This is a genomic window from Sphingomonas turrisvirgatae, assembly GCF_001721295.1.
GTDB lineage: Bacteria > Pseudomonadota > Alphaproteobacteria > Sphingomonadales > Sphingomonadaceae > Sphingomonas > Sphingomonas turrisvirgatae.
Genome location: NZ_MDDS01000024.1, coordinates 54,249 through 67,374 on the forward strand (window position 1 = coordinate 54,249; position 13,126 = coordinate 67,374).

13 protein-coding genes are annotated in these 13,126 nt (G+C 65.9%); 9 read left to right on the top strand and 4 right to left on the bottom strand.

The window, feature by feature from the left end; all coding sequences use genetic code 11:
• Positions 1–222 precede the first annotated feature (222 nt).
• The 4 genes from BFL28_RS10110 to BFL28_RS10125 are packed head-to-tail and all read left to right on the top strand — an operon-like array spanning position 223 to position 4,040.
• Complete coding sequence (locus BFL28_RS10110; RefSeq protein ID WP_069320438.1) at positions 223–1,239, top strand: PhoH family protein; 1,017 nt, start codon at positions 223–225, stop codon at positions 1,237–1,239.
• Positions 1,232–1,741 (top strand): rRNA maturation RNase YbeY, encoded by a 510-nt coding sequence (gene ybeY, locus BFL28_RS10115; protein ID WP_069320439.1) that lies wholly within the window; start codon positions 1,232–1,234, stop codon positions 1,739–1,741. Before BFL28_RS10110 ends, ybeY begins: the two co-directional genes overlap by 8 nt.
• An 8-nt stretch (positions 1,742–1,749) precedes the next feature.
• Positions 1,750–2,673 carry a hemolysin family protein gene (locus BFL28_RS10120; RefSeq protein ID WP_069320440.1) on the top strand — a complete coding sequence of 308 codons (924 nt, stop codon included), beginning with the start codon at positions 1,750–1,752 and terminating at the stop codon, positions 2,671–2,673.
• 5 nt (positions 2,674–2,678) lie between these two features.
• Positions 2,679–4,040, top strand: coding sequence for a PQQ-dependent sugar dehydrogenase (locus BFL28_RS10125; protein WP_420911759.1), 1,362 nt, complete (start codon positions 2,679–2,681; stop codon positions 4,038–4,040).
• On the opposite strand, the gene BFL28_RS10130 is transcribed toward BFL28_RS10125, so the two are convergent.
• The 3 genes from BFL28_RS10130 to BFL28_RS10140 are packed head-to-tail and all read right to left on the bottom strand — an operon-like array spanning position 4,010 to position 5,264.
• Positions 4,010–4,492, bottom strand: coding sequence for a hypothetical protein (locus tag BFL28_RS10130; protein ID WP_069320442.1), 483 nt, complete (start codon positions 4,490–4,492; stop codon positions 4,010–4,012). The two genes, BFL28_RS10125 and BFL28_RS10130, sit on opposite strands and share 31 nt — an antisense overlap.
• Position 4,493: 1 nt before the next feature.
• Positions 4,494–4,913, bottom strand: coding sequence for a PRC-barrel domain-containing protein (locus BFL28_RS10135; protein WP_069320443.1), 420 nt, complete (start codon positions 4,911–4,913; stop codon positions 4,494–4,496).
• A gap of 48 nt (positions 4,914–4,961) precedes the next feature.
• Complete coding sequence (locus tag BFL28_RS10140; protein WP_069320444.1) at positions 4,962–5,264, bottom strand: polyhydroxyalkanoic acid system family protein; 303 nt, start codon at positions 5,262–5,264, stop codon at positions 4,962–4,964.
• A 79-nt stretch (positions 5,265–5,343) separates the two neighbouring features.
• On the opposite strand from BFL28_RS10140, the gene lnt reads away from it, so the two are divergent.
• The 4 genes from lnt (at position 5,344) to wecC (ending at position 10,865) form a co-directional block, all read left to right on the top strand.
• Positions 5,344–6,912 (top strand): apolipoprotein N-acyltransferase, encoded by a 1,569-nt coding sequence (lnt, locus tag BFL28_RS10145; RefSeq protein ID WP_079247058.1) that lies wholly within the window; start codon positions 5,344–5,346, stop codon positions 6,910–6,912.
• Positions 6,913–6,990: 78 nt separating this feature from the next.
• On the top strand, positions 6,991–8,202 hold the full coding sequence (metK, locus tag BFL28_RS10150) for a methionine adenosyltransferase (RefSeq protein ID WP_069320445.1): 1,212 nt from the start codon (positions 6,991–6,993) through the stop codon (positions 8,200–8,202).
• 229 nt (positions 8,203–8,431) lie between these two features.
• Positions 8,432–9,562: a non-hydrolyzing UDP-N-acetylglucosamine 2-epimerase gene (gene wecB, locus BFL28_RS10155; RefSeq protein ID WP_069320446.1), complete on the top strand. Its 1,131-nt coding sequence runs from the start codon at positions 8,432–8,434 to the stop codon at positions 9,560–9,562.
• Positions 9,546–10,865 (top strand): UDP-N-acetyl-D-mannosamine dehydrogenase, encoded by a 1,320-nt coding sequence (gene wecC, locus BFL28_RS10160; RefSeq protein ID WP_069320447.1) that lies wholly within the window; start codon positions 9,546–9,548, stop codon positions 10,863–10,865. The genes wecB and wecC overlap by 17 nt, the downstream gene beginning before the upstream one ends.
• A gap of 183 nt (positions 10,866–11,048) precedes the next feature.
• Here the strand turns inward: wecC and BFL28_RS10165 are convergent, their stop codons facing one another.
• On the bottom strand, positions 11,049–12,029 hold the full coding sequence (locus tag BFL28_RS10165) for a PDZ domain-containing protein (protein ID WP_069320448.1): 981 nt from the start codon (positions 12,027–12,029) through the stop codon (positions 11,049–11,051).
• 150 nt (positions 12,030–12,179) lie between these two features.
• Here BFL28_RS10165 and BFL28_RS10170 point away from each other — a divergent pair, with 150 nt between their 5' ends.
• Positions 12,180–12,989 carry a metallophosphoesterase family protein gene (locus BFL28_RS10170; RefSeq protein ID WP_069320449.1) on the top strand — a complete coding sequence of 270 codons (810 nt, stop codon included), beginning with the start codon at positions 12,180–12,182 and terminating at the stop codon, positions 12,987–12,989.
• The last annotated feature ends 137 nt before the right edge of the window (positions 12,990–13,126 follow it).

The following is a 13,126-nucleotide window of genomic DNA, read 5'->3' on the forward strand; positions in this document are numbered from 1 at the left end:
GGCGGCGTGACGGACGATGGTGTGGCGCGCTTGCCACAGCCGCTCCCCGTTTCGCCGGGATGACGATAAAGCGCCATTCTCCCCTGTCCTCCGCGCGTTCGCTCTGCCATTCTTTGGGCACGACATGGTCAACGGAACCTCCGCGCTGTCCCCCGGTTTGGCCCCCATGGCCACCGCTTCGTCGTTCGCATCCCGCAACAACTTCCGCGCCGAAAGGACTGCATGAGCCGCAAACCCGTTCCCGCCCAGCAAGGCGAACGCTCGCGAACCGAAGTGACGTTCGACCGGCCGCAACTGCTGCCGCAGCTGTTCGGAGAGTATGACAGCAACATCCTCGCCATGGAGGAGCGGCTCGGCGTCTACATCCACGCCCGTGGGCAGCGCGTGGTGATCGAGGGGAGCGCCGAGGCCGTCGCTCACGCCCGCGAAGTGCTTCAGGAGCTGCACAGCCGCGTGATCCGCGGCGAGGCAATCGACACCGGGCTGATCGACGCGGTCATCGCCATGTCGAGCGAGCCGACCTTCAGCGGCATCTTCCGCGCCGAGGGGGACGAAGGCGGCGCGGGCGGCAACGCCCCGCCGATCATGATCCGCACGCGCAACAAGACGATCGTCCCGCGCTCGATTACCCAGACGCATTACATGCGCGCGCTGATCTCGAACGATATCATCTTCGCGCTCGGGCCGGCGGGCACCGGCAAGACCTATCTCGCCGTCGCTCAGGCCGTGGCGCAGCTCATCACCGGCTCGGTCAAGCGCCTCATCCTCTCGCGCCCGGCGGTCGAGGCGGGCGAGCGGCTGGGCTTCCTGCCCGGCGACATGAAGGACAAGGTCGATCCGTATCTGCGCCCGCTCTACGACGCGCTCTATGACTGCCTGCCCGCCGAACAGGTCGAGCGACGCATCGCCAGCGGAGAGATCGAGATCGCGCCGATCGCCTTCATGCGCGGTCGCACGCTTGCCGACGCCTTCGTCATCCTCGATGAGGCGCAGAATACGACGCCGATGCAGATGAAGATGTTCCTAACGCGATTCGGCGCGAACAGCCGCATGGTGGTGTGCGGCGATCCCAAGCAGACCGACCTGCCCGGCGGCCCGTCGGCCAGCGGGCTCAACGACGCGGTGAACAAGCTTGAGGGGATCGAGGGTATGGCCTTCGTCCGCTTCGGCATCGGCGACGTGGTCCGTCACCCGATCGTCGGCCGGATCGTCGACGCTTACGAGAACGAACATGCTTGATATCGCCGTCCAGGCCGAACCCGGCTGGCCCGACCTCGACTGGGATGCGATCGGCGCGCGTGCCGCCGCTGCCGCCGTCACGCAGACCCCCTATGGCGAGCTTGCGACCACCGACGCGATGATCGAAATCGCCGTCCGCCTGACATCGGATGAGGAAGTGCATCAGCTCAACGCGCAATACCGGCAGAAGGACAAGCCGACCAACGTCCTCTCCTTCCCGATGATCGAACCGGACCTCATCGACGCGCTGACCCAGAACAGCGACGATGGTGAGGTGCTGCTCGGCGATATCGTCCTGGCGCACGGCGTTTGCGCAGCCGAGGCGGCAGAAAAGGGCATCACCGTCGAACAGCATGCCACGCACCTCATTGTCCATGGCGTGCTGCATTTGCTAGGCTATGACCATCAGGGGGATTCCGAAGCCGAGGCGATGGAATCGATGGAGCGCGCCGCGCTCGACACATTGGGGATCCCCGACCCCTATCTGGTACGCGAGGATTGAAGTCGACGATGGCGGACGGTTCCACTGGCAACGGGAGCGGAGACAGTAGCAGCGAGGGCGGGATATGGCGCGGACTGCGCTCCCTCCTATTCGGCGACGAGCAGAACGAAACGCTGAGAGAGCGGATCGAGGACGCGATCGACGAAGCCGAGGGTGAGGACGGCGCGCAGAGCGGCCTCACGTCCAAGGGCGATCTTTCGCCGCTCGAGCGCAAGATGATGCGCAACCTGCTGCATTTCGGCGAACGCGATGCCGGTGACGTCGGCGTACCGCGGGCCGACATCATCGCGGTCGAGGAAAAGACCAGCTTCGCCGAGCTGGTGCAGCTGTTCGCCGAAGCGGGGCACAGCCGCTTGCCGGTTTATCGCGAAAAGCTCGATCGCGTGATCGGCATGATCCACATCAAGGACGTGTTCGCCGTCCTCGCCGCAGGCGCCGGTCCCCCCACGCGCATCACCGACCTCATGCGCACGCCGCTCTACGTGCCGCAATCGATGGGCACGCTGGACCTGCTCGCGCAGATGCAGGCCAGCCGCACGCACCTCGCGGTCGTGCTCGACGAATATTCGGGCACCGAAGGCCTGATCACGATCGAGGATCTGGTCGAGGAGATCGTCGGCGAGATCGACGACGAGCATGACGACGCGTCCGAGGCGCTGTTCGTGCCGCTCGACGAGGGCGGGTGGGACGCCGACGCTCGCGCCGAGCTTGAGGATGTCGCCGCCGCGATCGACCCGCGGCTGGGTGAGGTCGAGGAAGATATCGAGACGCTGGGCGGCCTTGCCTTCATCCTCGCTGGCCATGTCCCGGCGGCCGGCGAATGCCTGCCCCACCCCAGCGGCTGGACGCTCGAAGTGCTCGAAGCGGACGCCACGCGCGTGCGACGCCTGCGGCTGCACCCGCCCAAGGAACTGGTCGAGGTTGAAGAATGACGCGATTGCGCAAGATCCTGATCGCCCTGCTCGTCCTGGTGGTGGTGGCCGGCGGCATCATCTGGTGGTTCAGCCGGCCTGACGTGGCGCGGCTGACCTCCGAGGACGTGTCCGGCCAGATTCCGAAATTGTCCGAAACCCGTTCGCAGACCATCCCCACGGTCAAGGTCGCCAAGGCTGTAGGATGGTCGGGCGATGCGAAGCCGACAGCCGCTGCCGGGCTCACCGTCACCGCCTTTGCCAAGGGGCTCGACCACCCGCGCTGGCTCTATCGCCTGCCCAATGGCGACGTGCTGGTCGCCGAAAGCAATTCCCCCCCGCGCGAGGGCGGCGGCGTCACCGCCTGGGCGATGAAGCTGCTGATGGGCCGCGCCGGCGCCGGCGTTCCGTCCGCCAACCGCATCACGCTGCTGCGCGATGGCAATGGCGATGGCGTCGCGGAAAGCCGTTCGGCCCTGCTCACCGCCGAAAACGGCCTGGATTCCCCCTTCGGCATGCTGCTGGTCGGCGACACGCTCTACGTCGCCAATCACAATGCCGTGGTCGCCTTCCCCTTCAAGGTCGGTCAGACCCGGATCACGGCCAAGGCGCGCAAGATCGTCGACCTGCCCGGCGGCGGCAATCACTGGACGCGCGACCTGATCCTGGCCCCGGGCGGCAATACTTTCTTTGTCAGCGTCGGCTCCGCCTCCAACATCGCGGAAAAGGGGCTTGAGGTCGAAAAGAACCGCGCCGCAATCCTCGAGATCGATCCGCGCACGGGCTGGAAGCGCATCTTCGCCAGCGGCCTGCGCAACCCGATCGGCATGGCCATCTATCCCGGGTCCGAACGGCTCTGGGCGGTGGTGAACGAGCGCGACATGCTCGGCTCCGACATGCCGCCCGACTATCTGACGCAAGTGGATATCGGCTCCTTCTATGGCTGGCCGTGGCATTATTGGGGCGGCTATGTCGACAAGCGTGTCCAGCCCCAGCGCCCCGATCTGCGCGAATATACCGCCCGCCCCGACTTCGCGCTGGGCGCGCATACCGCGCCGCTCGGCCTCACCTTCGCACAGGAAATCCGGCTCGGCGCCGGCTACGTCAACGGCGCGTTCATCGGCCTGCATGGCTCGTGGAACCGCGTGCCGGCGGCCGGTTACAAGGTCGTCTATGTCCCGTTCGATTCGCGCGGTCTGCCGGCCAGGGGCGCAAAACCGCGCGATGTGCTGACCGGCTTCCTCGATAGCGAAGGCAATGCGCGGGGCCGCCCGGTCGGCGTGACGGCGGACCGCACCGGTGCGCTGCTGGTTGCGGATGATGTCGGGAACGTGATCTGGCGCGTCAGCGCGCCGGGTCAATCCTCGGCCGCAGCCACGTCCGAATAGCTGGAATAGCTTTGAACGTCGGCGGAGGGCGCCGGCGGCGCGGGCCAGTCCCCCGCATCGCCGGTGTCCGGTGCCATCGCCGACGTTACCATCGCCTGCTGCGGCTCCGCCTCGCGCGCATCGGGATCGTCAAGGGTGGCCCGCTGCGGCTCGTCATAGATGGCGTCGATCTGGCTCGCCGCCAGCGCGGCATCCTGCGGCGAGGACGCAACCGGCACCTCAGGCGGATAGTAATAGCCGGCAAAGGCGGGCTTGGGCTCGATCCGCTCGACTGCGGCGGCGGCCGGCAGGTGTGCGATCTCGGCCTCACTGCCGAAACTGGGCACGCCCCAGCCCGCTTTGGGGTACAGCCCGCCGGTGACCGTGAAATTACCGGCCAGCGCGCCGGCACAGCTGCCGACAGCCAGCGATCCGGCGACTACGATCCCCAGCAGGTGCCAGCGCGCGCGCATCTCACTTCGCAACCGCCGGCATGGCGACCAGCTGCTCGCGGCTCGCCGCCGTGCGCAGGTTCCAGTCCTCACCGTCTGCAACAGCGGTCAGTCCGGTGATCGGCAACTGCACGAAGCGGTCCGGGTTCGTATCGTCGAGTTCGACCACCAGTGCGGTGATCGCGCCTGAAGGGTTGGCGACCACGCGCTCGACTTCGCCCAGCTTCGCGCCACTGGCGTCGACCAGATCGGCGTCCTCGATTTGACGTGTCGTCAGGCCGAACGCCGTCCCGGCCCCGGTTGCGCCCGGCAGGGTCGGCGGGGCCGCAGTCGGCACCGACACGGCACCGTTGGCAGCAATCTCCGTCCCGGCCGGTGCTTGGGGCGCCTCCTGCGAACAGGCGGCAAGCACGATCGGCGCGACGAGCAACAGGTGGCGCATGGTCAATCTCCTCAAGCGCATAACCTGAGTTGTACCTGCGCGGTTCCGTCACTCCAGCAGCTTGGGCGCTTCCTTCAACAGCTTCTCGCGGATCTTGCCCGCAAACAGCGCCAGGAACGGCGGCAGGTCGACTTCGGCATGGACGCGATCGTCATGCAGGTCCAGCCGGCTCGCCACCGTCTGCCCCATGGCGGTGACGGTGAAATGCAGCGAATCGCCGTCCCATCGCTCCTGCACCGCGCCCCCGCCCGGGATCATGCTGCCGATCTTCCCCACGCCGCTGGCCAGCCGCGCGCGCGCGCCTTCCTTGCCCAGCTTGTGCGGAATATCGACGATGACGGGATCGGGCATGGAGAAATCCTCAACTGTATTGCCGGCATGATACGCCGCGCGCTTGTGTCTGTCACGCTGCGGGGCGATAGCGGTTGCGATGCAGCCGCGTTCCCTCCCCCGCCCCCTTCCACGATCAAAGCTGATCGCGCTCGCCGCGGGCGCCGCGTCGGCGACGGCTTTCGCCCCGCTCGACTGGTGGGTCGTGGGCCTCGTCTGCTTCGCCATTCTCCTGCGCCTGACGCACGAGGCAGCGACGCTAAGACAGGCGCTGCTGCGCGGCTGGCTGTTCGGCGTCGCCCATTTCACCGTCGGCAATAACTGGATCCAGCACGCCTTCGACTTCCAGGACAAGATGCCGCCCGCGCTCGGCTATCTCGCGGTCGTGCTGCTCGCGCTTTATCTCGCCATCTATCCCGCTCTGGCGATGGGCCTTGCTTGGCGCTTCCGCGGCAGGGTGCCCGATCTTGCCTTCATCCTCGTCGCGGCCGCAGCCTGGATCGTCAGCGAATATCTGCGCGGCGTCATCTTCACCGGTTATCCCTGGAACCCGCTCGGCGTGGCGTGGCTACCGCTTATGGGCGTCGCGCAATTCGCCGCCTGGGCCGGGACCTATGCGCTGGGCGGCCTGTTCATGCTCGCCGCGGGCACGCTTTACCTGGCGACGCTGCGCGAATGGCGACCGCTTGCCGCCGCGCTCGTCGCGCTTGGCCTTGGCACCTGGCTGCTGCACCCCGCCCCCGCGCCGACGCGCCCGACCGCGCCGCTGGTCCGCGTCGTTCAACCGAATATCGGCCAGGATACCTCGCTCGATGGCACCCGCGCGCAAAAGTCGATGGCCGCGCTCGTCCGCCTGTCCAACGACAAGCAGACGATCATGCCCGGCGGCCCCATCCCCCGCCTGATCGTCTGGCCCGAAGGATCGGTCGATTACTGGATCGAGGACGGCTATCCCGACATCTGGTACCGCAAGGCCGATCCCCGGACCGTGCGACAGGCCATCGCATTGACGCTTGGCCCGCGCGACATGGCGCTGATCGGCGGCAACGCCCTCAATTTCGGGAAGGATCGGCAACTCGCCTCGGCCGGCAATTCGGTCTTCGCCATCGATCCGGCAGCCCGGATCCGCGCGCGTTACGACAAGGCGCATCTGGTGCCTTATGGCGAATATCTGCCGATGCGCACCATTCTCGAACCGCTCGGCCTGTCGCGTCTCGTCGCGGGCGACATCGACTTCGCCCCGGGTCCTGGCCCGCGCACGCTCGACATACCCGGCTTCGGCAAGGTCGGCATGCAAATCTGCTACGAGATCATCTTTTCAGGTCAGACCGTTGATCGCGCCGACCGGCCGGCGGTCCTCTTCAACCCGTCGAACGATGCTTGGTTCGGTACCTGGGGGCCGCCCCAGCATCTGGCGCAGGCGCGGATGCGCGCGATTGAGGAGGGGCTGCCGATCCTGCGCTCCACCCCCACGGGCATCTCGGCGATCATCGACGCGCATGGCGGCATCGTCGCTGCCGCTGGCATGGGCGAAGCGAAGGCGATCGAGGCGCCGATGCCCGCTGCGCTCCCGCCGACCTGGTTCGCCCGCGTTGGCAATTGGCTGGCCTTCATTGCTGCCGGGCTGCTGCTGGTTGCCGCAATTGCCATCCGTCGCGCCACTCGCTAGGCGGATATAACGAAAGCTTTATATTTCGCTCAAAATCCTGCCCGGCATGGCAACGGCCGGGCCAATTCGAGGAAGACCATGCGTTCCAATTACCTCTTCACGTCCGAATCGGTGTCCGAAGGCCATCCCGACAAGGTCGCGGATCAGATTTCAGATGCGATCGTCGATCTGTTCCTGAGCAAGGACCCCGAGGCACGCATCGCGTGCGAGACGCTGACGACCACTCAGCTTGTAGTCCTGGCGGGCGAGATCCGCTGCAAGGGCGTGTATGAAAATGGCGAATGGGCGCCGGGCGCGCAGGACGAGATCGAAAAGACCGTCCGCGATACGGTGAAGCGCATCGGCTACGAGCAGGACGGCTTCCATTGGGAAAGCTTCCGCTTCGAGAACAACCTGCACGGCCAGTCGGCGCACATCGCGCAGGGTGTCGACGCGTCCGGCAACAAGGACGAGGGCGCGGGCGATCAGGGCATCATGTTCGGCTATGCCGCGAACGACACGCCCGACCTGATGCCGGCGACGCTCTATTACAGCCAAAAGATCCTCGAGCAGATGGCGGCCGACCGCCATTCCAGGAAGGCGCCGTTCCTCGAGCCGGACGCCAAGAGCCAGGTCACGCTGCGCTATGAAGGCAGCAAGCCGGTCGCCTGCACCGCGATCGTCGTCTCGACCCAGCATGCGCCGGGCTACGACCAGGGCGACAAGGAAGCTGAGCTTCACGCCTATGTGAAGTCGGTCGTCGCCGACGTGATCCCCGCCGAACTGCTGTCGGACGAGACCGTCTATCACATCAACCCGACCGGCAGCTTCGAGATCGGCGGTCCGGACGGCGATGCGGGCCTGACGGGCCGCAAGATCATCGTCGACACCTATGGCGGCGCCTCGCCGCACGGCGGCGGCGCGTTTTCGGGCAAGGATCCGACCAAGGTCGATCGCTCGGCGGCCTACATCACCCGCTATCTTGCCAAGAACATCGTGGCGGCTGGCTTGGCGCAACGCTGCACGATCCAGCTTGCCTATGCGATCGGCGTGTCGAAGCCGCTCTCGCTCTATGTCGACACGCACGGCACCGGCACGGTCGGCGACGACCAGATCGAGGCGGCGATCGGCAAGATCGAGAAGCTCGGCGGCCTGACTCCGCGCGGCATCCGCACGCATCTCGGCCTCAACAAGCCGATCTACGCCAGGACTGCGGCCTATGGTCACTTCGGCCGCAAGGCGGAAGGCGACTTCTTCCCATGGGAACGCACCGATCTCGTCGAGGATCTGAAGGCTGCGCTGAACGCCTGATCGTCGGTCAGCCAATTCAAACGGGCCGGGAAGCGATTCCCGCCCGTTTCGCTTGGGCTTGCAATGTAGGATTTCGGCTGCTTGGCTGGCGCGGCTGCTTGACAATCAAGGCGTGTCGCCAGCCGTGCGACCTTTGCCACATTTGGCTCTTGCCGGGGCCGAGATGGGCAACCTTTGCAACGTTCGGTGGCGTAGCGCCTCCTTAACGCGGCTCTGTTAGGGCACTCGCATGAGCAACGCGAAAGTCCTGGTGATCTTCGGCACGCGGCCCGAAGCGATCAAGCTGTTCCCCGTCGTCCGCGCCCTGGCGGACGTGCCCGGCCTCACCGTCCGCACCTGCGTCACCGCGCAGCATCGCGGCCTGCTCGATCAAGTGCTCAGCATCGCCGGCCTCACGCCGGACATCGATCTTGACCTCATGGAACCGGGCCAGTCGCTTGACCGGCTCACCGCTCGACTGCTGACCGGTCTCGGCGAAGTGATGGACGCCGAGCGCCCCGATCGCGTGATCGTCCAGGGCGACACCGCGACCGCAATGGTCGGCGCACTCGCAGCCTATTACCGCAAGGTGCCCGTCAGCCATGTCGAAGCCGGCCTGCGCTCGGGCGACATCTGGCAACCTTGGCCCGAGGAAGTGAACCGCCGCATCGTTGCCCCGATCGCCGACCAGCATTTCGCGCCGACCCAGACCGCCGCCGACGCGCTGCTGCGCGAGAATATCGACCCCGGAACCGTCCACGTCACCGGCAACACCGTGATCGACGCCTTGCTCGCCACGCGCGATCGGATCGCGGCCGAACCCGAACTCGCCGCCGCGCTCGACCCAATTGTCGGGCGCCTCTCCGGCAAGCGGCTGGTCCTCGTCACCACACACCGGCGCGAGAACTTCGGCGGCGGCATGGAGTCGATCGCCCGCGCCATCGCGCGCATTGCCGACCGCTCCGATACCGCCGTGCTCTTCCCGATGCACCCCAACCCGAACGTCGTGTCGGTGATGGAAGCGATCCTGGGCGAGCGTTCCAACGTCGCGCGCATCGACCCGCTCGACTACCCCAACTTCATCCGCGCGCTCTCGCTGTGCGAGGTGGTGCTGAGCGATTCAGGCGGGGTGCAGGAGGAAGCGCCTGCGCTAGGCAAGCCGGTGCTGGTCATGCGGGAGACGACCGAGCGGCCCGAAGGCGTCACCGCCGGCACCGCCAGGCTGGTCGGCACCGACACCGACCGCATCGTTTCCGAAATCTCAACCCTGTTGGACGACAAGAGCGCCTACCAAGCCATGGCGCGCGCCCACAATCCGTTCGGCGACGGCCATGCCTCGGCACGGATTGCAAAGGTCGTTGCGCATGGATTCGGGCTCTGAACTCAAGGTTGCCGTACTCGGTCTCGGCTATATCGGTCTGCCCACCGCGGCGGTGATCGCACGCACCGGCGCGATGGTGCTGGGCATCGACGTTCATCAGAGCGTGGTCGATACGATCAATGCCGGCCGGGTGCATATTGAGGAGGTCGATCTCGACGGCCTCGTCTCCGGCGTCATCGCGCGCGGCACGCTTCGCGCCTCGACCCAGATCGAGGCGAGCGACGTCTTCCTCATCGCCGTGCCCACGCCATTCGGAAAGGATCACTCGCCTAATATCGGCTATGTGCTGCAGGCCGCGACCAGCGTCGCCACAGTGCTGAAGGGGGGCGACACCGTCATCCTCGAATCGACATCGCCGGTGGGAACGACGGACAAGGTCGCCGAGCTGCTCGCCCAACTTCGCCCCGACCTCAAGGTCCCTGGACATTGCATCGGCACCGCCGATGTTGCGATCGCCTATTGCCCCGAGCGTGTGCTGCCCGGCCGCATCCTGATCGAACTGATCGAGAACGACCGCGTCGTCGGCGGCGTGACCCCCCGCTGTGCGCGCAAGGCGCTGCAATTTTACCGCCGCTTCGTTCGGGGTACCTGCGTGACCACCAGCGCGCGGGCGGCCGAAATGACCAAGCTTACGGAAAACGCTTTCCGCGACGTCAACATCGCTTTCGCCAACGAGCTTTCGATCGTCGCCGACGGCATGGGCATCGACGTGTGGGAAGTCATCCGCCTCGCCAACCGCCATCCGCGCGTCAACATCCTCTCCCCCGGCCCCGGCGTCGGCGGCCATTGCATCGCGGTCGACCCGTGGTTCCTGGTTGCCGCCGACCGCGAGAACACGCCGCTGATCCGTACCGCACGTGAAGTGAACGACGGCAAGGTCAGCTACACTGTCCGCCGGGCCGAAGCGTTGATCGCGCAGTTGCCCAACGCCCCGGTCGCGTGCCTCGGCCTAGCATTCAAGGCGAACATCGATGACTTCCGCGAAAGTCCCGCGCTGCATGTCGCCCAGCAACTAGCCACCCGCCACGGCTCACGCGTCAAGATCGTCGAACCCTACGCGACGACCCTGCCGCCAGAACTCGGAACCACCGGCGCGCAACTTACCGACATCGATACTGCCTTGGAAACCTGCCCCGTCATGATCGTCCTGGTCGATCATGACGTGTTTAAATCCGTCCCCCTCGTCGAGCGCGCCGACAAAATCGTATATGACGCGCGCGGCATCTGGCCCGACCAACCGGCACGCACGCTTGCGACATCATCACTCCGCTTGACCGGTTACGTGGGTCGCAGATCCGATTAGATTGGAGCGCTTGGAGCATCACGCATACGAACACGGCACCGTGAGATCATGGGTGCTGACCTGACGTTACCAACGCTCTCCGATCGTTTGCAATGCAGGGACTCTGACCCCGATGGTGGGTAACTTGGCGCGGTCGTCGGATCGGCATAATTTCGCGAGCAGCTAACACTGCCGGGCAGCGCTTCAAAGTTCCCTCGCTAATAGCGCGCGCCAGTTGCTGGAAATATTGGCGCCCCGCTCTGCATAGAACGGGGGTGCCGTCGCCTTGCCGCCTGCCCGCCTGATCCGCGCCGCTTCCGCCGCCATCGCCGCCGCGCGATCCTTGGCCGGTGGATGCGAACGGCTGCGGATCAGGCCTCCCATGATTGTCGAGCCGGCCTCCTGCCAGAAGCGCGCCCCCAGTTCCGGTGGGTAGCCCGCACGCGCCAGCAGATGGACCGAGAGGATGTCCGCCTCTAACTCGGCGCGGCGGAACAGGCCGACGTTGCGACCGAAGCCTGACGCCAGGCCGAACTCCGCACCGGCGGCCGATAGCCGCTCTCGATGGCGCAGGATATTGTGGGCGAGTTCGTGGGCAACGGTCGCCGGCAGCAGATCGGGCGGTAGATCCTCGATATGCCTAGAGCTGATCTGGACGAGCTCGCCATCGGCCCGCGCCTCGAACCGGTCGGAGATCTTCACTTCATAGCGCGTGAAGCAGGCCGCGATCGGTTGGATCTCGATCGTCCGCTCGGTGCCATCGCGGCGGATCACCAGCTTGAGCGGCTGCTGCCAGGGCCGCTCAGCCAGGTCGAGGTGGAGTTTGGCGAGCATGGCTGTGCTGGCGCCGGGGGGAAACTCGACTGACGGCACGATCCCGGCGATCGACACAATGGTATCGTCCTGCTGCACGCCGGCGCGATGGGCCGGACTTCCAGGCACCACGCCTTCGACCCCGACTGTGCCCGCCATCTTGAAATAGTCCCGCACCGCCGGCCGACCAGCCGCGTCATATTGTCCCAGCGTGTGCAGCTGGAGCCCGGTGCCCGGCTCCAGTCGGTCGCACAGCGGCGCGGCGGCCACGCTCATGCGGTAACCGACGCCGGCAAGCTTCATATCCGCCTGCCGCAAGAGGTCGAGCGCCCGCCCATCCATTACCTGCGCTGCCACGGGCGCGATGCCCATCGACCACCAGCAAATCAGCGCGGCAAGGCATTGCAATCGCATCATCGGCACTCATCTAGACCCGTCCCCGCCTTGAGCGACTAACCACGATGATGGTTGCCTCGCAAGCGGTGGACGCTGTATCGGCGGGGCCAAGGACAATCCGACAGCATGTTTAAACGTTTAGTATCAGCGCTTTCACGCTCACCGGTCCGCGAAGCCGCGCTACGCGGCGCCATTCCTGCTGGTCAGCGCATCTATGCGGTCGGCGACATACACGGCCGGCTCGACCTGCTCGATGACCTGCTCGATCAGATCCAGCGCGACGATGCCGAGCGTGGCGCCGCGCAGACTCAGCTCATCTTCCTCGGCGATCTGGTCGATCGCGGGCCGCAATCGGCACAGGTGGTCGATCGGCTCATGAAGCTTGCCGAGCGCAAGGATCGAATCAGCTTCCTGCTGGGCAATCATGAGGAGGTGTTCCTCAAGGTGCTCGAGGGAGACGAGAAAGCGCTGCGCTTCTTTTTGCGGATCGGCGGGCGCGAGACGGTGTTGAGCTATGACATCTCTCAAGCCGAATATGACGCGTGCGACTATGCCGAGCTGCTCGCAATGATCCAGGCACGCGTACCGGCCAGCCACACCAAGTTTCTGCACGGGTTCGAGGACCTGATTGTCCTGGGCGACTATGCGTTCGTGCACGCCGGCATTCAGCCCGACCTGCCGCTCGACGGGCAAAAGCCAGCCTCGCTGCGCTGGATCCGGGACGAGTTTCTCAACCATCAGGGCCCGTTCGAGAAGGTCATCGTTCATGGACATACGATCTTCCAGGAAGTCGCCCACGGTCCGGGCCGGATCGGGCTCGACACCGGGGCGTATGAAACCGGTCGGCTTACCGCCATGGGGTTTGAACGCGATGAGCGATGGATTCTGCAGACCGCCGGAACTTCCGGCGGCGCCGAGCGATTAGACGCCGCCTGACTGGCACCTTTCGGGTGGCAGGTGGCAACGGTGTCGGGACGGCGCGCTAGTCGGGTGTGGCGGACCGGCAACAGGCGGATGCAGTTCGAAAGGCAGGATTTGATTCGCCGTTGCAACGGATTGCCGATTGTGCAATT

Excerpts from the sequence above, each read along its gene's own strand:
- metK (WP_069320445.1), top strand. The coding sequence starts at position 6,991 with ATGCGTTCCAATTACCTCTTCACGTCCGAATCGGTGTCCGAAGGCCAT.
- BFL28_RS10130 (WP_069320442.1), bottom strand. The coding sequence starts at position 4,492 with ATGCGCGCGCGCTGGCACCTGCTGGGGATCGTAGTCGCCGGATCGCTG.
- BFL28_RS10140 (WP_069320444.1), bottom strand. The coding sequence starts at position 5,264 with ATGCCCGATCCCGTCATCGTCGATATTCCGCACAAGCTGGGCAAGGAA.
- BFL28_RS10110 (WP_069320438.1), top strand. The coding sequence starts at position 223 with ATGAGCCGCAAACCCGTTCCCGCCCAGCAAGGCGAACGCTCGCGAACC.
- wecC (WP_069320447.1), top strand. The coding sequence starts at position 9,546 with ATGGATTCGGGCTCTGAACTCAAGGTTGCCGTACTCGGTCTCGGCTAT.
- BFL28_RS10135 (WP_069320443.1), bottom strand. The coding sequence starts at position 4,913 with ATGCGCCACCTGTTGCTCGTCGCGCCGATCGTGCTTGCCGCCTGTTCG.
- ybeY (WP_069320439.1), top strand. The coding sequence starts at position 1,232 with ATGCTTGATATCGCCGTCCAGGCCGAACCCGGCTGGCCCGACCTCGAC.
- BFL28_RS10170 (WP_069320449.1), top strand. The coding sequence starts at position 12,180 with ATGTTTAAACGTTTAGTATCAGCGCTTTCACGCTCACCGGTCCGCGAA.
- wecB (WP_069320446.1), top strand. The coding sequence starts at position 8,432 with ATGAGCAACGCGAAAGTCCTGGTGATCTTCGGCACGCGGCCCGAAGCG.
- BFL28_RS10120 (WP_069320440.1), top strand. The coding sequence starts at position 1,750 with ATGGCGGACGGTTCCACTGGCAACGGGAGCGGAGACAGTAGCAGCGAG.
- BFL28_RS10165 (WP_069320448.1), bottom strand. The coding sequence starts at position 12,029 with ATGGGCATCGCGCCCGTGGCAGCGCAGGTAATGGATGGGCGGGCGCTC.
- lnt (WP_079247058.1), top strand. The coding sequence starts at position 5,344 with ATGCAGCCGCGTTCCCTCCCCCGCCCCCTTCCACGATCAAAGCTGATC.